Here is a 23046-nt window from a genome sequence, read left to right as displayed (position 1 = left end):
TCTGTTTTACCCAGGCCTCCACTCTAGGCGTATCCGGCAAAACATAACAGACTCAGAAATCGGAGAAAACATAGGATCAGTTTGACATTTGCCGAATGACAAGGTCAAGCCGATCCAATGGAAAAACGCTTCAGGCAGGCTCCGTGATCCCCACGCAATTGCGCCCGTTTTCCTTGGCCACGTACAGGGCCGCGTCGGCGGCCAGCAGCACGGCGTCCGTGCTGCGCTCCCCGTGCGACGACGAGACGACGCCCAGCGAGACCGTGATGGCGCCCGCGCCGGGTATCACGGCGGCGGCCACCTTGGCGCGCAGGCGCTCGGCCACCTGCATGGCCACGTCCAGGTCGGCGTCGGGCAGCAGCATGATGAATTCATCGCCGCCATTGCGGCACAGCACATCGGCATCGCGCGAACAGGCGCGCATCAGCTGCGCCAGGCGCAGGATGACTTCATCGCCCACGGCATGGCCCCAGCGGTCGTTGACTTGCTTGAAATGGTCGATGTCGATGGCGATGACGGAAAACGGCCGCGCCTGCGCCTGCCAGGCGTCCAGCGCCGCCGCCATGCCGCGCCGGTTCGACAGGCCCGTCAGCGGGTCCGTCTCCACGTCCGTCTTCAGCTTGCCGATCTTGTTCTGCAACAATGCCAGGCCCTTCAACAGGGCTTTCTTGATCTGCGCCGCTTCCACGTACCACGAACGGATGGCGGCGATGCGCTCGGCCGTGCCGGGCGCGTCCATGCGCCGCGCGCCTTCGGCCAGTTGCACCAGGGGCCGTGAAATCAGGCTGGCCAGCCACCAGATGAATGGCAGGCTCAGCAAGGCGATCGGCAGGGAATGCCACACCGTGTTGGCCATCAGCTGGTTCAGCGGCGCCAGGGTCATGGCCGTGGGACGCTGCGCCACGATGCCCCAGCCCGTCGACGGCATGACGGCGTAGCCGGCCAGCATGTCCACGCCCAGGCTGTTGTCCATGCGCCGGTTGCCGCCGCCCCGCTGCGCGATGATGGCGTCGATCACTTCATTGCGGCCGGCCACGTCGCCCAGGCGTTCGGGGTCCGGGTGGTACAGCAGGCGCCGGTTCTGGTCGACCACGTACAGGTAGGAGCCGTCGCGGTAGTAATGCTGGCCCAGCATGGTGTACAGGATATTTTTCTGTTTCAGGTAGATGCTGCCGCCCACATAGCCGAGGTAGCGCCCATCCTTGCCCACGATGGGATGCGAGACGAAGACCACCAGATTGCCGACCGAAGAGATGTAAGGCTGCGTGACCAGCGGGCGCCGCTCGCGCAGCGCCTGCGCGGCGCCGGCCGAATCGAGCGTGCGGTTTTTCAGTGCCAGGGTTTCCGGCGACACGCCCAGCACCTTGCCGTCCGCATCGACGATGAGCACGGAATTGAAGCTGTTCGTTTGCAGGCGCAGGCGCTGCGCCTCTTCCGTCAGCCATTGCTCGTCGTCCATGCGCGAGGGCAGGCTGCCGGCGCTGTAGGCCAGCTGCTGGCGCGCCGACTGCAGGAAGTCCTCGGCCGTGCTGGCCAGCTTGCTGGCGTAGGCGTGGTTCGCCTCCAGGGTGGTATCGATCAGCAGCTGGCGCTGCACGCTGTAGCTGGCATAGAAGGTATTGGCCAGGGACACCAGGGCGCTGGCAAAGGCCACAAGCACGATCAAACGGCGCAAGTTCATGCGCAGAACAGGTTTAGTCCACATGGAGTCGGCAAGAAGAAAGTATTGCGCTAAAGAAAGGGCGCATTATACCGAGACACCCGTGCCAATATTGAAATCCTGGCATCCATGGTCAAAGAATATGAACAAGCGGCAACGCTGGGCGCTGCCGCCTTGATATGCATCAAGCGTGGATGGCGTGCTTGCGGACCCAGTCCGTGTAACGCTGCATCCAGCCCTGGAAGAAACCCAGGCTGGCCGGGCCGATGCCGCCGTGCTCGTCGAACAGGCCGTCCTTGGCCTGGATAAACATTTCAGGCTGCCCCAGCAGCGGCACGTCCAGGTAGGCGAGCACATTGCGCAAATGCTGCTGCGCCAGCGCCGTGCCCGTGGCACCCACGGAGACGCCCAGCACGGCACCGGGCTTGCCGCCCCACACGCTCTGGCCATACGGGCGCGAGCCGTGGTCGAGGGCATTTTTCAGCACGCCGGGGATCGAGCGGTTGTATTCGGGGGTGAGGAAGAGCAAGGCTTGCGATGCGGAAATGTCGGATTTCAGGCGCAGCACCTGCTCGGCCTGCGCGCCATCGTCGTCCTGGTTGTACAGCGGCAAGTCGCCGATCTCGATATGTTTAAAGGAAAACTCGGGCGGCGCCAGCTTGATGAGGGCGTCGGCCAGCTTGCGGTTGAAGGAATCCTTGCGCAGGCTGCCGACGATGATTGCGACTTGATATTGGCTCATGAAAGTCCCCGATAACGGTTAAAAGAAAGCCCTGGAGTGAAGCTCACACCAGGGCTATCTTGCCACACAATTATCGGTTTTGCGCGCTAGCGTGCGGACTGCGCCAGGCCTTGATACTCGCGGTAGTAGCGTCCGCCCAGGTTCGTCAGCACCTCATAGCCGATGGTATTGGCCATGGCCGCCACGGCGTCGACCGGGTGTTCGGCGCAGATCAGGTCGACCAGGCTGCCCGGCGCGACGCGCTCCTGGTCGATGGCGCTGACGTCCAGCGTAATCGAATCCATGGAAATGGCGCCGATCTGCGGCACTTTCACGCCATCGACGATGGCCAGGCCCTGGTTGCTCATGCTGCGCAGCCAGCCATCGGCATAACCGACGGAAATGGTCGCCACCTGGCGCGGCTCGCTGGCCGTGTAGCGGCGGCTGTAGCCCACGTGGTCGCCGGCGGCAATCGTGCGCGTCTGCATGACCTTGCCCTGCAGCCGCACCACGGAGCGCAGCGGATTCGGCTCGCCGCCCTGCGGCCCGATGCCGTACAGGGCCGCGCCCGGACGCACCAGGTCGAAGTGGTAATCGGGCGACAGGAAGATGCCCGAGGAATTGGCCAGGCTGGCGCGGTATTGCGGCAAACGGGCGCGGATGGCGGTGAAACGGGCCAGCTGCTCGCCATTCATCGGGTTGGCGCGCTCGTCGGCGCAAGCCAGGTGGCTCATGATGTAGCGCACCTTGATGCCGTCGAGAAAGTGCGGATCCAGCAGCCAGGCGTCGATTTCCTGCGGCGACAGGCCCATGCGCGACATGCCCGTGTCCACCTGCACGATGGCGTCCAGGGTGGTGCCCAGCGCCTTGGCGTGCCTGCGCCAGCCCGCCACCTGCGGCTCGCTGTTGAGTACGGGCGTCAAGCCGTGGGCCGTGAATTCGCCTTCCGTGTCGACGGGCGGGCCGTGCAGCACGAAGATGGCCGCATCCGGCGCCACGTGCGGGCGCAGGCTGATGCCCTCTTCCAGGTGGGCGACGAAGAAATGGCGGCAACCTTCTTCATACAGGGCCGCGCCCACTTGCGCGGCACCGAGGCCATACGCGTCGGATTTGACGACGGCGGAACAGGCGGCCGGGTGCGCCTTGTCGCGCAACAAGCGGTAGTTGGCGCGCACGGCATCAAGATCCACCGTCAGGATGGCGCCACTACGTTCCTTGGGAGGCATGCTGGCCGCCATCTCAAGCCGCCGCGTGTTGCAGTTTGCCCTGGCCCTGCGCGCCGCTGTAGCGGCTGACGGACAGGTCGTCGGCCAGGATGGCCGGCTTTTTCGACGACATCAGGTCGGCCAGCAATTGCGCCGAACCGCAGGACATGGTCCAGCCCAGGGTGCCGTGGCCCGTGTTCAGGAACAGGTTGCGCAGCGGCGTGCGGCCGACGATCGGCGTGCCGTCCGGCGTCATCGGACGCAAGCCCGTCCAGAAAGTCGCCTCGGCCGTGTTGCCGCCGCCGGGGAACAGGTCGTTGACGACCATCTCCAGCGTTTCGCGGCGGCGCGGGTTCAGGTTCAGGTTGTAGCCGGCGATTTCCGCCATGCCGCCCACGCGGATGCGGTCGTCGAAGCGCGTCACGGCGATTTTATAGGTTTCATCGAGGATGGTCGACACGGGCGCCTTGGCCGCGTTGACGATAGGCACGGTGATCGAATAGCCCTTCAGCGGATACACGGGGATGTCCAGCAGCGGCTTCATGAAGCCCGTCGAGTAGGAACCGAGCGCCACGACGTAGGAATCGGCCTTGACGATTTCCGCACCACATTGCACGCCAGCAATCTCATCGCCCTGCGTCAGCAAGGCATCGATGGACACGCCATAGCGGAACTTCACGCCCAGCGCCACGGCCATTTCGGACAGGCGCGTGGTAAACAGCTGGCAATCGCCCGTTTCATCGTTGGGCAGGCGCAAGCCGCCGAACAGCTTGTCCTTGACGGCTTCCAGGGCCGGTTCCGCGCGCGACAGTTCGTTGCGCTGCAGCACCTCATACGGCACGCCCGCGTCTTTCAACACTTCGATATCCTTGGCGGCGTCGTTGTATTGCTTTTCGGTACGGAACAATTGCATCGTGCCTTGCTGGCGGCCTTCATACGTGATGCCCGCTTCGGCGCGCAGCACCTTGAAGCAGTCGCGGCTGTATTCGGCCAGGCGCACCATGCGTTCCTTGTTCACCGCATACGCTTCCGGTGTGCAATTACGCAACATCTGCCACATCCATTTCAGCTGGGCGGCGCTGCCGTCGAGCGAGATGGCCAGCGGCGCGTGGCGCTGCATCATCCACTTCACGGCTTTCAGGGGAATGCCGGGCGCGGCCCATGGCGAAGCGTAGCCGGGCGAGATTTGCCCCGCATTCGCGAAGCTGGTTTCCAGTGCCGGGCCCGGCTGGCGGTCGATAACTGTCACCTCATGTCCTGCCTTGGCCAGATAGTAAGCACTGGTGACGCCGATGACGCCGCTACCCAGAATCACGATACGCATAGTTTCCTCATTATATTTTTTTAGGCTGACGCCAGATTAACCGCTATCATATTGGGAAAGAGCCAGTATTTGTTCACGTATAAATCGAGATATTCAGCAATAAATCATGAGAATCCTTAAAGAATCGGCACGTGGCCTCGACAAGCTGGATCGCCACATCCTGCGCATCCTGCAACAGGATGGCCGCATCTCGATGAAAGACCTCGGTGAACAGGTGGGGCTGTCCATCACGCCCTGCATCGAGCGGGTCAAGCGCATGGAGCGCGACGGCGTCATCACGGGCTACCACGCCAAGGTGAACCCGGCCGCGCTGGGCGCCAAGCTGCTCGTCTTTGTAGAGATTACTCTCAATCAAAAGTCGGCGTCCGCCTTCGAGCAATTCCGCCGCGAAGTGCTGCAGATTCCCGAAGTGCAGGAATGCCACCTGGTGTCGGGCGACTTCGATTACCTGATCAAGGCGCGCATCCATGAAATGGCCGAATACCGCAAGCTGCTGGGCGACATGCTGCTGCAGCTGCCCGGCGCCGCGCAATCGAAAAGCTATGTGGTGATGGAAGAAATCAAGGAAACCCTGGCGCTGTCGACCGACGTGCTGCAGAACCGCTAAAAGTACCGCCAGCCGGTACCACCGGCATCAGATTTTGCGCCTTTGTATAATCTTGTAGCACATTCGTGGCGACGCAAGCACACTCCCGGCATGACATCACGCCCGTCCCCTCTGAGATTGGAAGCAGTGATGCACACCGGGAGTCCCTATGAACACATTGATCAAACTGGCAGCTTCCTGCCTCGCGGGCCTGGCCGTGGCCATGTGCACCGCCAGTGAATACAAGGTCAACCGCGCGCCCGACAATGGCGCCATCTATCAGAACATCAAGGTCGGCAAGACCACCCGCCTCGACCTCGACGCGGCGCTGGGCAACGCCACCGTCGTCAGCTTCGATCCCGGCTATGAAGTCTGGGTCTACAAGAACCAGCTGCAAGCGCCCAAGGTGACGCGGCTGATCCCCCTGCTGGGCGAAAAAGGCACGCGCGAAGTGGCCGTCATGTTCGACCAGGCAGGTGTCGTGAAGAAATTCCGTATTCACGAGCCGCGCAAGTAGGCGCACAGCGAACGGGCGCCGCCTGCCACGCTGGCTGGCTATACTGGCTGCTGGCTACCGCCGCCCACCGCCCACCTACCCAGCAAGGAGTTCCCATGCGCCTGCCCCTGATCGCTCCGAAAGACCTGACGCCCGAACAGCAGCCGCTGTACGACGATATGCGCAAAGGCATCACCAGCAATTTCAACGATTTCATCGCCGTGCGCGAAGACGGCGCCCTGATGGGGCCATGGAATCCATGGCTGCACGAACCGGCCATCGGCAAGGCCATCTGGGACCTGACCCTGGCCATGACGGCCAACGCCACGCTGCCCGACAAGGTGCGCCAGATTGCCATCCTGGTGGTCGGCGCGCGCTACAACGCCGCCTATGAAATCTACGCCCACATCGCCGTCGCGGAGCGCGAAGGCATGTCGGCCGAGCGCCTGGCCACGCTGGTGGCCGACGTCAAGCCCGTCGACCTGGACCAGCATGAGAGCATCGCCTACGACCTGGCTTACGCGCTCAGCGGCGGCGGCACGCTGCCGGAGCCGCTGTACCGGCTGGCGCTGGCCACCTTCGGCCAGCACGGCACCAACGAGCTGATCTATCTGGTGGGCCTGTACGCGCTGGTCTCGACCACCTTGAACGGCTTCAACGTGCCGGTGCCGGAACGCGACTGAAGGGCCTTGCCCTTCACTTGCCCTACCCCTGCCCACTTGCCGCGATGGGGAACGCCGGTGGACGCGCTCTTGCTCTACACTGGCGTTTTATCCTCTGCAACCTCCATGCAACTACCTGCAAACCTCGCCCCCATCTCGGTCGAACAAGACTGGCAACACGCGACAGCGTATCCGCCGCTCGGCTTCACCCCGTTCTTTGAAGGCGCGCTGGGCAATGGCGACACGTTCGGCCTGTACTGGCCCATCGGGCGCGAAGCGGCGGAACCCATCGTCGTCGAAACATGGCACGACGAGTGGCGCATCCAGCCGCACTTTTCCAGCCTGGCGGCGTTCCTGCAAGCCTACGCAACGGCAGAAGACGAGTATGTCGCCACACCGACGCTGGCCGACGACCCCGCCTCGCCGCGCGCCGCCTTCCTGGAAGCCAAGGAATTGATTGCGCAGCGCAAGCCGGACGCCGCCATCGCGCTGCTGGAAGCGGCGCTGGCCATCGTGCCCGAATACACGGACGCCCTGACCTTGCTGCATGGCCAGTATGTGCGCGCGGGCAGAATCGATGACGCCGTCAAGGTGGCCATCCAGGCCATCATTTCACCGCCGTCGTTTGGCGGCCCGCCATTGAAGGCCTTGCAATGGCTGCGCGCGCAGACGGTGCCGGACGGGGAACTTGACCCCATCTGGCGCGCCTGCGGGCAATTGTCGTTCAACTTTGGCGGCAACAAGGAGAATGCCGATTACCCCGTGCTGCTGGCCGCCATCGACACCTACCTGGAGCAAGGCAAGCATGTTTGCGCCTCGACCCTGATGCAGACGTATGCTGAACTGATGAGCGCGGAAACCGTCTCGTTCCAGGAACGCTACACCTTCGAACCGGCCGCCTTCATCGCGCGGCAAATCGATGTCAGCGCCCAGCTGGCCAACGGCAGCCGGGACACATCAACGCTCTGGCTGCCCGACCCGGCCTGATTGCTGCCGGAACAGCTTGCGGTACGCCGACGGCGACGTCTGCAAGCTGGCCCGGAAATGCTGGCGCAGCGACAGGGCCGTGCCGAAACCGGCCTCCTGCGCCACGACATCGATCGAGGCCGCGCTTTTTTCCAGCAGGCTTTGCGCATGCGCAAGACGCTGGTTCAGTAGCCATTGCTTGAACGACGTGCCCGTCGCCTGGCGGAAGTGGCGCGTGAAATTGCGCCGGCTCATGGCGGCCCGCTCGGCCAGCGCGTCGATGCTGTGCGCCTGGCCCAGGTTGGCCGTCACGCAGGCGAGCACATCGGCAAAGCGCCCTTCGCTGCCGGATACGGGCAGCGGACGCGCGATGAACTGCGCCTGCCCGCCCTGGCGGTGCGGCGCCACCAGCAGCCGGCGCGCCACCCGGTTGGCCACCTCGGCGCCCGCCAGCTGGCGCAGCAGATACAGACAGCAATCGAGGCCGGCCGCCACGCCGGCCGACGTGAGCACGCCGCCATCGTCCACGTACAGCACTTCCCGGTCCACCTTGACTTTGGGGTAGCGGGCCGCCAGCCGGTCCGCCATGCCCCAGTGCGTGGCCGCGCTCTTGCCATCCAACAAGCCCGCCTGCGCCAGGGGAAACGCGCCCAGGCACAGGCCCACCATGCGCGCGCCGCGCCCGCTGGCCGCCTGCAGCGCCGCGACCAGGGATGGCGCCGCGTCGCGGCAATCGTCGTGCCAGGCCGGCATGATGACGATGTCGGCGCCGTCCAGCCCTTCCAGGCCGAACTCGGGCGTGATGCCGAAGCCGGCCGCCGTGCGCAAGGGCGCGGGGTCGGCGGCGCAGACGCGCACGTGGAAAGGCGGCAGATCGGCCTCGTCCGTCTGGGCGCCAAACACGAGGCAAGGCACGGACAGGTGGAATGGCGTCATGCCGTCGAAGGCGATCACGGCCACGCTCAAGGGGGACAAAGTAGGGATAGCAGTCATGGCCCGATTTTATCGCAGATAGGCCTTCGGGCCACTTTTTGTTTGCAGCGCGCCGCTTGAAAATGGCGGTATCGGGGAAGTCCTTCCTCTTTCAACCATTCAGGAGTCAAGTATGTCCACCACTACCGCACCGCGCCGCGCCCTGCTCGTCATCGACGTGCAAAACGAATACTTCACGGGCGACATGCCGATCGAATATCCATCTGTCGACATTTCCCTGCCGAACATCGTCGCCGCCATGGCCGCCGCCCGCGCCGCCGGCGTGCCCGTCATCGTCGTCCAGCACGATGCGCCGGAAACCTCCCCCATCTTTGCAAAAGGCAGCGACGGCTGGCAGCTGCACCCGCAAGTGGCCTCCTTTGCCGCCGACCACCGCATCAACAAGACCATGGGCAGCGCGTTTGCGGGCACGGACTTGCGCGCTTGGCTGGAGCGCCACGGCATCGACACCCTGACGGTGACCGGCTACATGACACACAACTGCGACGCCGCCACCATCTACCACGCCGCGCACGACGGCTTGCAAGTCGAGTTCCTGCAGGACGCCAGCGGCACCCTGCCCTACGCCAATGCGGGCGGCACGGCCAGCGCCGAGGAAATCCACCGCGTCTTTTGCACCGTGTTCCACTCGAATTTCGCCGCCGTCGCCAGCACGCAGGACTGGCTCGATGCCGTGCGCGAGGGCAAGCCGCTGGAAAAGGACAATATTTATCTGTCGAACCAGCGTGCGAGAACAATTTCAATTACACCTTGATGGAAAGTACCGGATGCTTGAAAATATTTTCAGCCATCCCATTATCTTTCCCTGACACCGGCCGTCAGATACGTTAGAGTTTTAGAATTACACAGTTTAAAAGGCTGTGTCCTTTTCCACGCTAACGGAACACGACCGAGATGGCTTTAGCTGTATTTGAATGCACACAATGTGGAGCGAATCTGGACGTAGAAGACCAGGCATCCACATTTACCTGTCCCTATTGTCACAATTCACATGAGCGCAGCCATGAGGCGGCATCCAGCCCCACCCCACAAACCTTGTGCGTCATGGCGGAGCGCTCGATTGCAAAAGGACTCTATGGCAAAGCCATGCAGTACGTTGAGCAGGGGCTGCTGCTTGATCCTTACCATGCAGGCTTGCTGGATCTGGAAATAAAAGCGCGCGATGGGTTAAGCCAATTCAACAATACACAGGCTGCGCGACGTGCCGAAGAGGCAAAGCTGGCTGCCGACAAGGCCGAATCCGACCAGTATCACTATCAAGCGAAGCAAATGATGCGATTGCTGCGCGAGAATAAGAAAATCTACGGTACAAACATAGGTTTTAAAGTGCCGCAATCGGCCGATATGGATCTGGCACTGCAATATATCGACCGTTCGCTGGAGCTATTTCCCGAAAACCCGATCTCTCTCAATCTGAAGGGGCTGATTTTATGGGAAGGACACAAGAAAAAAGACGAGGCACGGGCTTTTCTGGAAAAAGCCGCCCAACTCGCGCCGCGCAATATCGACATCCAGAATAATCTCGCCTCGATCAATTCTTCGGCATGCTTCATCGCCACGGCGGCATTCGGAACACCTTTTGCAAGCGAAATCAATGTATTGCGGCATTGGCGTGATCGGCATCTGCTGCAATCTATTGGCGGACGCTGGTTTGTGGCGTGCTATTACCGCACCAGTCCTCCCTTCGCCAACTTCATTGCCACACGCCCAACATTGAAACGGCTGGTTCGCTGGCTACTCCAGCCACTGCTGACTTATGCGGCAATCCGCTTGCGCAAGGGCCATATCCATTCCGCCCCAGGAAAAACGTCAAGGCATTGCGAATGATGCGAAAACTTACGCTCCTGGGCTTGGCCAGCTCTGCCACGTTCTCGCTGGCCACCGCCGCCCTGGTGCTGGCGGGCCTCAACGACCAGCTGGCCCCGGCCGACGTGATCGTCGTGCCGGGCAATACGATCCTGCCGGACGGCACGCCCAGCCCCCGCCTGCAGGCGCGGCTCGACGCGGCGCTGACGCAATTCCAGGCCGGCCGGGCACCGCGCATCCTCGTCAGCGGGGCGACGGGCAAGGAAGGTTTTGACGAGGCCGCATCGATGGCCCGCTATCTGCTCAAGCGCGGCGTGCCGGCCGGCGTCATTATTGAGGATAATCAAGGCTGGACCACGGACGCCACGGCCCGCAACGCGGCGCTTCTCATGCGCGCACACGGCTGGAAGACCGCCATGGTCGCCACGCAATACTTTCACGTGCCCCGCTTCCGCCTGGCTTTGGAGCGGGCCGGCATCACCGTCAGCGGCAACGTGCACGCGCCGTATGTCGAGCTGCGCGACCTGTATTCCGTGCCGCGCGAAACGGTGGGTTACGCCGTGTATTTCATACGGCACTGATCCCGGCTGATTCCCTGGCTCACTCGCTCCAGTCGCGCGAGCGCTCCACGGCGCGCTGCCATTTATGCAAGCGCGTCAGGCGCTCGTCGGCCGCCATGGCTGGTTCGAATCGGCGTCCCACCTGCCATTGGGCGGCGATTTCTTCCTGCGAGGCCCAGAAGCCCACGGCCAGGCCCGCCAGGTAGGCGGCGCCCAGGGCTGTCGTTTCCGTCACCACGGGGCGCACCACGGGCACATTGAGGATGTCGGCCTGGAACTGCATCAGCATGTCGTTGCGGGCCGCGCCACCGTCCACGCGCAATTCACTTAGAGCAATGCCCGCGTCGTCCTGCATGGCGGACAGCACGTCCACGTTCTGGTAGGCCACGCCCTCCAATGCCGCGCGCGCGATGTGCGCCTTGCCCGTGCCGCGCGTGATGCCGATCAGGGTGCCGCGCGCATACGGGTCCCAGTACGGCGCGCCGAGGCCCGCGAAGGCGGGCACGAAGACCAGGCCGCCCGAGTCGGGCACGCTGGTGGCCAGCGCTTCCACTTCGGACGGGTCGCGGATGATGCCGATGCCGTCGCGCATCCATTGCACGGCCGCACCCGCGATGAAGGCGCTGCCTTCGAGCAAGTAATCCGTTTGATTTGCATCAGGACCCAGGCTCCAGCCCACGGTCGTCAGCAACCGGTTTTTCGATGGCAGCGGACGCTTGCCCACGTTCATCAGCATGAAGCAGCCCGTGCCGTAGGTATTCTTCGCCATGCCCGGCTTCAGGCAAGCCTGGCCGAAGGTGGCCGCCTGCTGGTCGCCCGCGATGCCGGCGATGGGCACGGCCACGCCCAGCAGGTCAACGTAGGTGTGCGCAGCCACGCCGCTCGATGGCACGACGTCGGGCAGCAGCGAGGCGGGAATGTCCAGCAGCGCCAGCAAATCCGTGTCCCATTGCAAGGTATGAATGTTGAACAGCATGGTGCGCGCCGCGTTGCTCGTGTCCGTCAAGTGGGCGCCGCTCATTTTGTAGATCAGCCAGCTGTCGACGGTGCCAAAGGCCAGCTCGCCCCGCTCGGCGCGCGCGCGGGCGCCCTCCACGTTGTCGAGCAGCCATTTGAGTTTGGTGGCGGAAAAATAAGCGTCCAGCACGAGACCCGTCTTGCGCTGGATCAAGTCTGCCTTGCCCTGCTCGACCAGCTGCTCACAGTAAGCCGCATTTCTCCGGTCTTGCCAGACGATGGCATTGGCAACGGGCTCGCCCGTGGCGCGGTCCCACAGCACCGTCGTTTCGCGCTGGTTGGTCACGCCGATGGCGGCCACGTCGCTTGCCGCCACGCCGCTGTCGCGCAGCACCTGCTGCAGCACGCCCTCTTGCGAGGCCCAGATTTCGTTCGCGTCATGCTCGACCCAGCCAGGCTGGGGGAAAATCTGGCGGAATTCGCGCTGCGCGCTGGCGTGCGGCCGGCCCGCATGGTCGAACAGGATGGCGCGCGAACTGGTGGTGCCCTGGTCTAAAGCAAGTATGTATTTGGTCATGGTCGCTACTACAGCTATACAGTGAAAAAAAGGGCACGGACAAGCGCCCGTGCCCCGGGAAAGCGGCGGCAGAAGTCTACACGACTACTTTACCTTGCCTTCTTTCCAAGCCTGCAATAATTTATCGTAGGCAATCGTTTCACCCTTCGGCTTTTCATTCGCCAGCTTTTTCCATGGCGCGTGCTGGTCCGACAGATACTGGTTCGGATCGACCTTCGGATTGAGCTTCGGTGCGCACGCCTTCATGCCGGCCCGCTGCAATCGCGCCATGACCTGGTCCATTTCCTCGGCCAGGTTATCCATGGCGGCTTGCGGCGTTTTTTCCGCCGTGATGGCCGTGGCCACGTTCTTCCACCACAGCTGGGCCAGCTTCGGATAGTCGGGCACGTTGTTGCCCGTCGGCGTCCACGCCACGCGGGCGGGGCTGCGGTAGAACTCGATCAAGCCGCCGTACTCGTTCGCATGTTTCGTGAAGTAATCGTGGCGGATGTCGGAATCGCGGATGAAGGTCAGGCCGACGATGGATTTCTTCAGCGATACGGTTTTCGACGTGACGAATTGCGCGTACAGCCAGGCGGCGGCCTTGCGGTCGTCCGGCGTGGACTTGAACAGGAACCAGGAACCGACGTCCTGATAGCCGTTCTGCATGCCCTCTTTCCAGTACGGGCCGTGCGGCGACGGCGCCATGCGCCATTTCGGCGTGCCGTCCTTGTTGACTACTGGCAAGCCCGGTTTCGTCATGCCGGCCGTAAATGCCGTGTACCAGAAGATTTGCTGGGCGATTTCGCCCTGCGCCGGCACAGGGCCCGATTCCGAGAAATTCATGCCGTTCGCCTGCGGCGGCGCGTATTTCTTCATCCAGTCGATATATTTCGTCAGCGCAAAGACGGCCGCCGGCGAATTGGTGGCGCCGCCGCGCGACATCGACGCGCCCACGGGCGTGCACTTGTCGGCCGCCACCTTGATGCCCCACTCGTCGACCGGCATGCCGTTCGGAATGCCCTTGTCGGCCGCGCCAGCCATCGACAGCCACGCATCGGTGAAGCGCCAGCCCAGGGATGGATCTTTCTTGCCGTAATCCATGTGGCCATACACTTTCTTGCCGTCCAGTTCCTTCACGTCATTGGTGAAGAAATCGGCGATGTCTTCGTAGGCGGACCAGTTTTGCGGCACGCCCAGCTCGTAGCCATACTTGGCCTTGAACTTGGCTTGCAAATCCTTGCGCGCGAACCAGTCGGCGCGGAACCAGTACAGGTTGGCGAATTGCTGGTCGGGCAATTGATACACCTTGCCGTCCGGCGCCGTCGTAAAACTGATGCCGATGAAATCTTTCAAGTCCAGGCCGGGATTCGTGAATTCCTTGCCCTTGGCGGCCATGTAGTCGGACAGCGGCTCGACGGCGCCATAGCGGTAGTGGGTGCCGATCAGGTCGGAATCGGAAATCCAGCCGTCATAAATGCTCTTGCCCGACTGCATCGACGTTTGCAGCTTTTCCACCACGTCGCCTTCCTGGATGATGTCGTGGCGCACTTTGATGCCCGTGATTTCCTCGAAGGCCTTGGCCAGGGTCTTCGATTCGTAGACGTGGGTGTCGATGGTTTCCGAGACCACGGAAATTTCCTTGATGCCCTTGGCTTTCAGCTTGGCCGCCGCATCGATGAACCATTTCATTTCAGCAAGCTGTTGCTGCTTGCTCAGGCTGGATGGCTGGAATTCCTTGTCGATCCAGGTTTGCGCCTGCTTGGCGTCGGCCAGGGCCGCGTTCGACACGAGCATGGCCGCAGCCGCGAAGACCGTGAACTTCAATTTCATCGTGAATCTCCTTTTATTTTATTGCCGGCCGCCTGCTGACGGTCCGGCCTCCATCAACACCGGCAAGCCGGTCATCCCCAACGCATTACAATTACCAACAAGACAAAACTAATCGCAGCCCCGATGGCCTGCTGCATTTCCGTAAATCCCGCCCAGGCCAGATTGACATACGCGGCCGTCAACAGCCCGATGAACAGGCGGTCGCCGCGCGTCGTCGGCATCGGCAGGAAACCTTTTCGTTCGATGCTGGGCGAGCGGATTTGCCACACCGTCATGCCGGCCAGCATCAAGCCGATGCAAATGAAGAAGATGGCCACTTCCGGCGTCCACGCCATCCAGCCGAACAGGCTGGCTGTGCTATCGGTATTGTTTTCCATATCACACCCTCCCCATCGCAAAACCCTTGGCAATGTAATGCCGCACGAACCAGATCACCAGCGCGCCGGGCACGATGGTCAAGACGCCGGCCGCAGCCAGCACGCCCCAGTCCATGCCGGCCGCCGACACCGTGCGCGTCATGGTGGCGGCAATCGGCTTGGCATTGACGGAAGTCAAGGTGCGCGCCAGCAGCAACTCCACCCAGCTGAACATGAAGCAGAAGAACGCCGTCACGCCCACGCCGGACTTGATCATCGGCAAGAAAATGCGGATGAAGAAGCGGGGGAAGCTGTAGCCGTCGATATACGCCGTCTCGTCGATTTCCTTCGGCACGCCGGACATGAAACCTTCCAGTATCCACACGGCCAGCGGCACGTTGAAGACCATGTGCGCGAGCGCCACGGCCAGATGCGTATCCATCAGGCCCACCGTCGAATACAGCTGGAAGAACGGTACGAGGAAAACAGCGGGCGGCGTCATGCGGTTGGTCAACAACCAGAAGAACAGATGTTTATCGCCGACAAAGTTATAGCGGGAAAACGCATACGCGGCCGGCAAGGCGACCGTGACCGACATGACCATGTTCAAGGCCACGTAAATCATGGAATTGATGTAGCCGCTGTACCACGAACGGTCGGTAAAAATCGTGTGGTAGTTGGCGAACGTCAATTGCTGGGGCCACAGGCTCAAGACCCCGACGATTTCCTCGTTGGTCTTGAGCGACATATTGAGCATCCAGTAGATGGGCAACAGCGAGCCCAGCAAAAAGACGATCAGGATGGTGCTGCTCATTTTCTTGTGCATCATTTCTGGTCTCCCGTGCCGACGCGCTGCATCCACGTGTACAGCACAAAGCAGAACAGCAGGATGATGAGGAAATAGATCAGTGAGAAGGCCGAGGCCGGCCCCAGGTCGAACTGGCCCACGGCCTTTTGCGTCAGGTATTGCGACAGGAACGTGGTCGCATTGCCCGGTCCGCCGCCCGTCAGCACGAACGGCTCCGTGTAGATCATGAAACTATCCATGAAGCGCAGCAAGACGGCGATCATCAGCACATTGCGCAGTTTCGGCAGCTGGATGTAGCGGAACACGGCCAGGCGCGAGGCGCCGTCGATGCGTGCCGCCTGGTAATACGCGTCGGGAATGGCGCGCAAGCCCGCATAGCACAGCAGCACGACCAGCGGCGTCCAGTGCCAGATATCCATCACCATCACCGTCAGCCAGGCGTCGAGCGAATTGCCGTTGTAATTGTAGTCAAAACCCAATTGGTTCAGGGTATAGCCCATCAGGCCGATGTCGCCGCGGCCAAAGATTTGCCAGATGGTGCCCACCACGTTCCAGGGAATCAGCAAGGGCAGCGCGATCAGCACCAGCGCCAGCGACGCCTTCCAGCCATCGGCCGGCATGCACAGGGCGATCAGGATACCGAGCGGAATCTGGATCGCCAGCACGGAGCCGGAAAACAGCAGCTGGCGCAGCAAGGCGCTGTGCAGGTCGCCGTCGAGCATGACCATGCGGAACCATTCCGTGCCGACGAAGACCTTTTGCGTGGGACTCAGAATGTCCTGCACGGAATAATTGACCACCGTCATCAGGGGCAGGATGGCGGAAAAGGCCACGCACAGCAGCACGGGCAAGATCAATAGCCAGGCGCGGCGGTTGTTATCGGTTTTACCGTTATGTATCATCAGGCCACCCGCTTATCGTTGACATAGAACAAGGTGCGTTGCGGCGGAAAATGCAGCCGCACAGCATCACCGGCGACGGCATCGATGGCGCGCAGCTTGGCTGCCACCGTCGCGCCGCCCAGCTGGAATTCCGCCAGGTAATGCGTGCCCATGTTGCGCACGGCCGTCACCGTGGCGTCCAGGCAGTGATCGCTGCCCGCACCGCCCTCGCCCGCCTTCAGGCATGCGACGAATTCGGGCCGCACGCCCAGCGTGATTTTCCCTTGCGCGCCAGCCAGGGCCGCGCGGGCGGCGGCGGACACGGCCAGCAGCTGCCCCGCCACGCGCACGCCGCCATCGTCCAGGCTGCAATCGAGCAAGTTCATGCCCGGGTTGCCGATGAAATAGCCGACAAACGTATGCTCGGGTTCCTCGAACAGCGCCTGCGCGCTGCCCGTCTGCACCACTTCGCCCTGCGTCATGACGACCACCTGGTCGGCAAAGGTCAAGGCTTCCACCTGATCGTGCGTGACGTAGATCAACGATAACTTCAATTCGTGATGGATTTCCTTGAGTTTCCGGCGCAGCAGCCATTTCAAATGCGGATCGATCACCGTCAGCGGTTCGTCGAACAGCACGGCCGCCACGTCGGGGCGCACGAGCCCCCGCCCCAGCGAAATCTTTTGCTTGGCGTCCACGGACAAGCCGCTGGCGCGCAGTTTCAAGTCGCCCGTCAATTCCAGCATCTGCGCCACCTGCTGCACGCGCTTTTTCACCTCGCTCTCTTTCCAGCCGCGATTGCGCAGCGGAAACGCCAGGTTGTCGTGCACGGTCATGGTGTCGTAGATGACGGGAAACTGGAACACTTGCGCGATATTGCGTGCTTCCGTCGGCAGCTGCGTCACATCCTTGCCGTCGAACAGCACCTTGCCATGCGACGGTTTCACGAGGCCGGAGATAATATTGAGCAAGGTCGTCTTGCCGCAGCCGGACGGCCCCAGCAAGGCATAGGCGCCGCCGTCATGCCATTCCATGCTCATGGGCCGCAGCGCATAGTCGGCGGGTGCCGCCGGGTTCGGTTTGTAGGCGTGAGCCAGGTCCACCAGTTCGATGCGCGCCATGTCAGACTCCTCCCTGCGCAGGAGCGAACAGCAGCCCGCCGTCATCGGCGAAGATCAGCAAGGCATGCGGCTGGCAATACACGGTGCAGGCGCTGCCGATCTCCAGATTGTGCACGCCGCCGAGCTGCGCCACCAGGGCCAGGTCGCCGCGGCGCGCATGCACATAGGTTTCCGAGCCGCTGATTTCCGCCAGGTCCACCGTAGCGGCGATGGCCACGTCGCCTTCGGACTGGGGAGATAAATGCAGGCTGTGCGCGCGCACGCCGAGGATCACGTCCGTGCGGCCCGCCAGGCGGGCGCGCTGCGCGCCGCTCAGGTGTATCGACAGGCCGTCGGCCGCCTGCGCCACGCCATCGGCGCTCACGCGGGCGGGAATCAGGTTGATGGGCGGGTCGCTGAAGGTGCGCGCCACATCGATGGAATTGGGGGCGTTGAAGACGTCCAGGGTCGGCCCCTGCTGCAGCAAGCGTCCTTCGTGCAGCACGGCAACGTGGCCGCCCAGCTGCAGCGCTTCCAGCGGCTCCGTCGTCGCGTACACGACCGTCGTGCTGCCGCTGGAAAACAATTCCGTCAATTCGCGGCGCAATTCCTCGCGCAGTTTGTAGTCGAGGTTCACCAGGGGCTCGTCGAGCAGCAGCAACGATGCATCCTTGATCAGCGCGCGCCCCAGCGCCGTGCGCTGCTGCTGCCCGCCGGACAACTCTCCCGGCGTGCGCTGCAGGTAGGGCGTGATGTGCAGGCGCTCGGCCAGCGCCTGCACCTTGGTGCGGATCTGTTCCTCGGGCACCTTGCGCAAACGCAAGGGCGAAGCGATATTGTCGTAGACGGTGAAGGCCGGATAATTGATGAATTGCTGGTACACCATGGCCAGGTTGCGGCGGCTGACGGGCACGCCCGTCACGTCGACGCCATCGGCCGTGACCGTGCCCCCGCTGGGCTTGTCCAGCCCCGCCATCACGCGCATCAGGGTCGTCTTGCCGGCACGCGTGGTGCCCAGCAAGACGTTGATGGCGCCCGGCACCAATGCCAGCGACATCGGATATAAATAATCGTCAGCCCCCTGCTTCCTGCTGATCTTGTCCAGTACCAGTTGCACGCGCTTCTCCTCCAGTGATGTGTTCTTATTCTTCGCCGCGCCCTCTGCGGGGCGCGGTCGCTTACGTGTGCTGCTTACGACGACAACGGATGCTGCAACAGCCAGGCGTCGAGCGTGCCCGCCGTTTCGCGCGGCAGGTGCAGGCCCAGCTTGGAGCGCCGCCACAGCATGTCGGCCGCGCTGACGGCCCATTCATGGCGCCGCAAATAGTCCACTTCCGCCGCGTACAGGCCGGCGGCGATTTCCTCGCCCATGGCCGCCATCTCCGCCCGCCCGGCCAGCAGCACGTGGATGCGCGTGCCGTAGGCGCGTGCATAGCGCGCCACCAGCGGCGCCGGCAGCCACGCGTATTCGCGCTGCAAGCCCCGCACGAACTGGCCGAACTCGCGCACGGAGCGGTTCTGCGGCGTGCTGCCGAACACGTCGCCGCCGGGCAGGCAGGCGTTGGCCGTCCAGGCCGGCAGCGCATTGCCTGGCGCCGGCGCCAGCAACGGTGCGAGCACATCGAGCGCTTCCTCCGCCAGCTTGCGAAACGTGGTGATCTTGCCGCCAAAAACACTCAGCAGCGGCGCGCCTTCCCGGTCCAGCTCAAAGCGGTAATCGCGCGTGACGGCCTTGGCATCGGCCGCCGCGTCTTCCACCAGCGGGCGCACGCCCGCATACGTCCAGACCACGTCTTCTGGATTGACGGGCTTGCTGAAATAGTAACTGGAAAGCTCGCACAAGTAACGAATTTCCTCGCCGTCGATTTCCACCTTGCCACTGTCGCCGTGATAGTCGAGATCGGTGGTGCCGATCAGGGTGAAATCGTGCTCATACGGAATGGCAAACACGATGCGCCCGTCCGGATGCTGGAAGATGTACGCATGATCATGCTCGAACAAGCGCTTGACGACGATATGGCTGCCTTTGATCAAGCGCAAATGCCGGCCCTGCCCGCCGGGCGCCGCCTGCTGCAGGAATTCGGCCGTCCACGGTCCTGCCGCATTGACGACGCTGCGCGCGCGCACGGACAGCTCGCGCCCGTCGCCTTGCAGCAGGGTCGCCAGCCAGCAAGCGTCCGCACCCGCGCCGTCGCGCCGCAGGGCCGTGCAGCGCGTCTGCGTGAGGATGGTCGCGCCCTTGTCCGCCGCGTCGATGGCGTTCAAGACCACCAGGCGCGCATCATCGACCCAGCCGTCGGAATACACGAAGCCGCGCTTGAACTGGGGTTTTAATGGTTTGCCGGCCGCGTGGCGCGCCAGGTCGATGCCGCTGGAGGCAGGCAGGATTTCGCGCTTCGCCAGCATGTCGTACAGAAACAGGCCGGCGCGTATCAGCCAGGCGGGGCGCTGACCCTGGGCGTGCGGCATGACGAAGCGCAAGGGCCACATGATGTGCGGCGCCGAGCGCAGCAGCACTTCGCGCTCGATCAGCGCCTTGCGCACGAGGCCGAATTCATAGTATTCGAGGTAGCGCAGGCCGCCGTGTATCAGCTTGGTGGAAGCGGACGAGGTGTGGGAAGCGAGGTCGTCCTTTTCGCACAGCACCACGGACAGGCCCCGCCCGGCCGCGTCGCGCGCGATGCCGGCGCCATTGATGCCGCCGCCGACCACCAGCACGTCGCATGCCATCGTTGTCTCCACACCTTGCTGTGCTGCCGCCATCGGGACTCCGTGTCTGTCGGGGAAAGGCCGGCGAGGAAAGACTAGGCATCGCCGGCGACTGTCGTTAAGATCAATACAGCTGTAATTCGAATGCAATATGGATAAGATACGCCAGATTGCGAATCGATAGCAACATATTTTTATCACTATTTGTTCGTTTTTGTTCGTTTGTGATTTTTAAAGAGACAAGCCCATGATTTTGAATCCCCGCCAGCGCCGCCTGCTCGAAGTGGTGCGCCAGAAGGTCACCATGTCCGTCGAAGAGCTGGCGCAGCAGCTGGACGTGACGCCGCAAACCGTGCGCCGCGACGTCAAGCAGATGGAGGAAGCGCGCCTGCTGGCCCGCTACCACGGCGGGGTGGGCTTGCCCTCGTCCGTGGAAAACATCGATTACAGCCAGCGGCAAGTATTCAACAGCGAGGCCAAGCGGCGCATCGCCGCCGCCGTCGCCGCGCAGGTGCCGCACGGCTGTTCGCTCTTGATCAATATCGGCACGACGACCGAGGAAGTGGCGCGCGCGCTGGGCCGGCACACGGGCTTGCACGTGGTGACGAACAACCTGAACGTGGCCGCCATCCTGGCCGACAACGCCGCCTGCGAAGTCATCGTGGCCGGCGGCGTAGTGCGCGGGCGCGACCGCGGCATCGTCGGCGAAGCCACCATCGACTTCATCCGCCAGTTCAAGGTCGACATCGGCATCATCGGCATTTCCAGCATCGATGAAGACGGCAGCCTGCGCGACTTCGACGCGCGCGAAGTCAAAGTGGCGCAAGCCATCATCGAGCAGTCGCGCGAAGTGTGGCTGGTGGCCGACCAGCATAAATTCGGCCGCAAGGCGCTGGTGCGGCTGGCCGACCTGGCGCAAGTCGACATCCTGTTTACGGATGCGCCGCCGCCGCCCCGCTTTGCCGAAGTATTGCGCGAAGCGGGCGTGAAGGTGGTGCTGGCCTGAACGGGCCGCATTTCTGAAGGAAAACCGCGCGCTGTCGCGTGGGCAATACATCTGGCGTTGGCCAGCAGACGAAATGATATGAAATATTTATCAATTCGGCAAAAATGCTGTTACCATTGATGCAACATGAGTTATTTTTTTAATCTTCCTCTCTGGCAATACGATTATTCGCTTGATATTGTTTTTTATCTATCCAGAGCAAGAAAAAAGGAAAAATTCTTTGCCGGTAAGTGATTTCCTGTGAAAACAGTGTTAGAAATACCTCAAGCACGATGATTGTTCCCAAACAAACCACTCGACAGCAAGCGTGAAGGCCTTAACCATGCCGGCAACGCCGCCTAGTGAAGGAAAAGAAATGAGCCATAATTTTGAAACGGCCGCCATGCCGCAAGCCGCCCATCCCAACAGCGTTCCCGTCAGCGAGCTGGAAGCCCATCTCGGTTACTGGCTGCGTTTCGTTTCCAACCACGTTTCCCACAGCTTCCAGAAAAAAGCGGAAGCCAATGGCGTGACGGTCTCCGAATGGGTGGTGCTGCGCGAAATGTTCCGCCTGGGCTGCACCTCGCCCACGGTGCTGGCGCAAGTGTCCGGCATGAGCAAGGGCGCCGTGTCGAAGCTGATCGACCGCCTGGAAAGCAAGGGCATGGTCAGCAAGTCCATCCTGCTGGCCGACCGCCGCCAGCACTCGATCGAACTGACCACGGAAGGCGAGGCGCTGGTGCCCGTGCTGGCCGGGATGGCCGACCAGAACGACGAGGAATTCTTCGGCCAGTTGCCGCGCCAGCTGCGCGACGACCTGCTCGAAGCGATGAAGGAAGTGGCGCGCACGCACCAGCTCAAGAACGCCCCGCTGAACTAAGCAGTAACACATGCGGCAAGGGTGACACGGTGGCGCGGGCGCTTCGGCTATGATGCTGGCCTGACTGTTTACCAGGAACACGCATGGCCCTGCACATCGAAACTCCCTTGCTCAACTCGCGCGCCCTGAGCCTGCACAGCGAACGCGCCATCTGGCTCAAGCTCGAAGCCTTGCAGCCGCCCGGCTCCTTCAAGATCCGCGGCATCGGCCTGGCGTGCGAAGAATACGCGCGGCGCGGCGCCAGCCGCTTCATCTCCTCTTCCGGCGGCAATGCCGGCATCGCCGTCGCCTATGCGGGACGCCAGCTGGGCATTCCCGTCGTCGTCGTCGTGCCGGAAACGACCAGCGAACGGGCCAGGGCCCTGATTGCCCAGGAAGGCGCCGAAGTCATCGTGCACGGCGCCGCCTGGCAAGAAGCCAACGCGCTGGCGCAATCGATGCTCACGCCGCAAGACGCCTTTCTGCACCCGTTCGACGACCCGCTGCTGTGGCAAGGCCATGCCGGCATGATCGATGAAGTAGCCCGCGCGGGCCTGAAACCGGACGCCGTCGTGCTGTCGGTGGGCGGCGGCGGCTTGCTGGCCGGCGTGGCCGAGGGCTTGCAGCGCAACGGCTGGGACGACGTGGCCATCGTGGCCGTGGAAACGCAAGGCGCCGCTTCGCTGGCGGCCGCCGTGGCCGCGCGCGAACACGTGGCCCTGCCCGCCGTGAGCAGCATCGCCACCTCGCTGGCCGCGCGCCAGGTCTGCGCGCAAGCCTACGCCATCAGCCAGACGCGCCTGCTGCACAGCGTGGTGGTATCGGATCGCGCCGCCGTCGACGCCTGCCAGCGTTTTATCAGCGACCAGCGCCTGGTGGTGGAACCGGCCTGCGGCGCGGCGCTGGCCGCCGTCTACGGCAAGGCGCCGGAACTGGCGCCCTACCGCAACGTGCTCGTCATCGTCTGCGGCGGCGTGACGGCCACCACGCAGCAGCTGGACCAGTGGACTGCCGCCCTGTAGC

23 protein-coding genes are annotated in these 23046 nt (G+C 62.8%); 10 read left to right on the top strand and 13 right to left on the bottom strand.

The features are described 5' to 3' along the window. Window positions 1–130: 130 nt before the first annotated feature. The 4 genes from AC07X6_RS25500 to AC07X6_RS25485 all read right to left on the bottom strand — a co-directional run bounded on the left by AC07X6_RS25500 (window position 131) and on the right by AC07X6_RS25485 (window position 4910). Complete coding sequence (locus AC07X6_RS25500; protein ID WP_230540716.1) at window positions 131–1705, bottom strand: sensor domain-containing diguanylate cyclase; 1575 nt, start codon at window positions 1703–1705, stop codon at window positions 131–133. Window positions 1706–1844: 139 nt separating this feature from the next. Next, window positions 1845–2402 (bottom strand): NADPH-dependent FMN reductase, encoded by a 558-nt coding sequence (locus tag AC07X6_RS25495; RefSeq protein WP_230540715.1) that lies wholly within the window; start codon window positions 2400–2402, stop codon window positions 1845–1847. A gap of 86 nt (window positions 2403–2488) precedes the next feature. After that, entirely contained in the window at window positions 2489–3607 is a 1119-nt protein-coding gene (gene alr, locus AC07X6_RS25490) for an alanine racemase (RefSeq protein WP_230540714.1), read from the bottom strand. Window positions 3608–3620: 13 nt separating this feature from the next. Beyond that, a complete protein-coding gene (locus AC07X6_RS25485; RefSeq protein WP_494792796.1) occupies window positions 3621–4910 on the bottom strand; it encodes a D-amino acid dehydrogenase in 1290 nt (429 codons plus the stop codon). A gap of 106 nt (window positions 4911–5016) precedes the next feature. Between AC07X6_RS25485 and AC07X6_RS25480 the strand changes: the two genes are divergently transcribed. From AC07X6_RS25480 to AC07X6_RS25465, 4 genes are all read left to right on the top strand, one after another. Further along, window positions 5017–5517 carry an Lrp/AsnC ligand binding domain-containing protein gene (locus AC07X6_RS25480; RefSeq protein ID WP_070222192.1) on the top strand — a complete coding sequence of 167 codons (501 nt, stop codon included), beginning with the start codon at window positions 5017–5019 and terminating at the stop codon, window positions 5515–5517. Window positions 5518–5665: 148 nt separating this feature from the next. Continuing rightward, the gene (locus AC07X6_RS25475; protein ID WP_070222194.1) at window positions 5666–6013 is read left to right on the top strand and encodes a hypothetical protein; all 348 of its coding nucleotides are present in this window, start codon (window positions 5666–5668) and stop codon (window positions 6011–6013) included. Between the two features lie 95 nt (window positions 6014–6108). Beyond that, window positions 6109–6675 carry a carboxymuconolactone decarboxylase family protein gene (locus AC07X6_RS25470; RefSeq protein ID WP_230540712.1) on the top strand — a complete coding sequence of 189 codons (567 nt, stop codon included), beginning with the start codon at window positions 6109–6111 and terminating at the stop codon, window positions 6673–6675. A gap of 105 nt (window positions 6676–6780) precedes the next feature. Further along, complete coding sequence (locus tag AC07X6_RS25465) at window positions 6781–7641, top strand: tetratricopeptide repeat protein (protein ID WP_494792795.1); 861 nt, start codon at window positions 6781–6783, stop codon at window positions 7639–7641. On the opposite strand, the gene AC07X6_RS25460 is transcribed toward AC07X6_RS25465, so the two are convergent. Beyond that, on the bottom strand, window positions 7612–8586 hold the full coding sequence (locus AC07X6_RS25460; RefSeq protein WP_494792815.1) for a GlxA family transcriptional regulator: 975 nt from the start codon (window positions 8584–8586) through the stop codon (window positions 7612–7614). The genes AC07X6_RS25465 and AC07X6_RS25460 overlap by 30 nt on opposite strands. A gap of 139 nt (window positions 8587–8725) precedes the next feature. On the opposite strand from AC07X6_RS25460, the gene AC07X6_RS25455 reads away from it, so the two are divergent. From AC07X6_RS25455 to AC07X6_RS25445, 3 genes are all read left to right on the top strand, one after another. Continuing rightward, the gene (locus tag AC07X6_RS25455; RefSeq protein WP_494792794.1) at window positions 8726–9367 is read left to right on the top strand and encodes a cysteine hydrolase family protein; all 642 of its coding nucleotides are present in this window, start codon (window positions 8726–8728) and stop codon (window positions 9365–9367) included. Between the two features lie 140 nt (window positions 9368–9507). Continuing rightward, a complete protein-coding gene (locus AC07X6_RS25450) occupies window positions 9508–10440 on the top strand; it encodes a CFI-box-CTERM domain-containing protein (protein WP_494792793.1) in 933 nt (310 codons plus the stop codon). Beyond that, a complete protein-coding gene (locus AC07X6_RS25445) occupies window positions 10437–11000 on the top strand; it encodes a YdcF family protein (protein WP_494792792.1) in 564 nt (187 codons plus the stop codon). The genes AC07X6_RS25450 and AC07X6_RS25445 overlap by 4 nt, the downstream gene beginning before the upstream one ends. Before the next feature lie 19 nt (window positions 11001–11019). On the opposite strand, the gene glpK is transcribed toward AC07X6_RS25445, so the two are convergent. From glpK to glpD, 8 genes are all read right to left on the bottom strand, one after another. Further along, window positions 11020–12513: a glycerol kinase GlpK gene (gene glpK, locus AC07X6_RS25440; protein ID WP_494792791.1), complete on the bottom strand. Its 1494-nt coding sequence runs from the start codon at window positions 12511–12513 to the stop codon at window positions 11020–11022. Window positions 12514–12597: 84 nt separating this feature from the next. Next, the gene (locus AC07X6_RS25435; RefSeq protein ID WP_230540705.1) at window positions 12598–14325 is read right to left on the bottom strand and encodes an ABC transporter substrate-binding protein; all 1728 of its coding nucleotides are present in this window, start codon (window positions 14323–14325) and stop codon (window positions 12598–12600) included. Window positions 14326–14396: 71 nt separating this feature from the next. After that, window positions 14397–14672: a DUF2160 domain-containing protein gene (locus AC07X6_RS25430; RefSeq protein WP_230540747.1), complete on the bottom strand. Its 276-nt coding sequence runs from the start codon at window positions 14670–14672 to the stop codon at window positions 14397–14399. 31 nt (window positions 14673–14703) lie between these two features. After that, window positions 14704–15510 carry a carbohydrate ABC transporter permease gene (locus AC07X6_RS25425; protein ID WP_152282449.1) on the bottom strand — a complete coding sequence of 269 codons (807 nt, stop codon included), beginning with the start codon at window positions 15508–15510 and terminating at the stop codon, window positions 14704–14706. Then, a complete protein-coding gene (locus tag AC07X6_RS25420; protein ID WP_034754965.1) occupies window positions 15507–16391 on the bottom strand; it encodes a carbohydrate ABC transporter permease in 885 nt (294 codons plus the stop codon). The genes AC07X6_RS25425 and AC07X6_RS25420 overlap by 4 nt, the downstream gene beginning before the upstream one ends. Continuing rightward, window positions 16391–17491, bottom strand: a complete 1101-nt coding sequence (locus tag AC07X6_RS25415; RefSeq protein ID WP_494792790.1) for an ABC transporter ATP-binding protein — start codon at window positions 17489–17491, stop codon at window positions 16391–16393. Before AC07X6_RS25415 ends, AC07X6_RS25420 begins: the two co-directional genes overlap by 1 nt. 1 nt (window position 17492) lies before the next feature. After that, on the bottom strand, window positions 17493–18587 hold the full coding sequence (locus AC07X6_RS25410; RefSeq protein ID WP_494792789.1) for an ABC transporter ATP-binding protein: 1095 nt from the start codon (window positions 18585–18587) through the stop codon (window positions 17493–17495). A 74-nt stretch (window positions 18588–18661) separates the two neighbouring features. Next, a complete protein-coding gene (gene glpD, locus AC07X6_RS25405; protein WP_494792788.1) occupies window positions 18662–20200 on the bottom strand; it encodes a glycerol-3-phosphate dehydrogenase in 1539 nt (512 codons plus the stop codon). Window positions 20201–20426: 226 nt separating this feature from the next. Here glpD and AC07X6_RS25400 point away from each other — a divergent pair, with 226 nt between their 5' ends. The 3 genes from AC07X6_RS25400 (at window position 20427) to AC07X6_RS25390 (ending at window position 23045) form a co-directional block, all read left to right on the top strand. Then, window positions 20427–21185, top strand: coding sequence for a DeoR/GlpR family DNA-binding transcription regulator (locus AC07X6_RS25400; RefSeq protein WP_230540701.1), 759 nt, complete (start codon window positions 20427–20429; stop codon window positions 21183–21185). A gap of 355 nt (window positions 21186–21540) precedes the next feature. Next, a complete protein-coding gene (locus tag AC07X6_RS25395) occupies window positions 21541–22044 on the top strand; it encodes a MarR family winged helix-turn-helix transcriptional regulator (RefSeq protein WP_230540700.1) in 504 nt (167 codons plus the stop codon). Window positions 22045–22127: 83 nt separating this feature from the next. After that, entirely contained in the window at window positions 22128–23045 is a 918-nt protein-coding gene (locus tag AC07X6_RS25390) for a pyridoxal-phosphate dependent enzyme (protein WP_494792787.1), read from the top strand. Window position 23046 lies beyond the last annotated feature (1 nt).

Source organism: Janthinobacterium sp. GW460-12-1-14-LB5, assembly GCF_059423585.1.
Note: the sequence above shows the minus strand (reverse complement) of the source record. Positions and strands in the feature narration are given on the sequence as shown.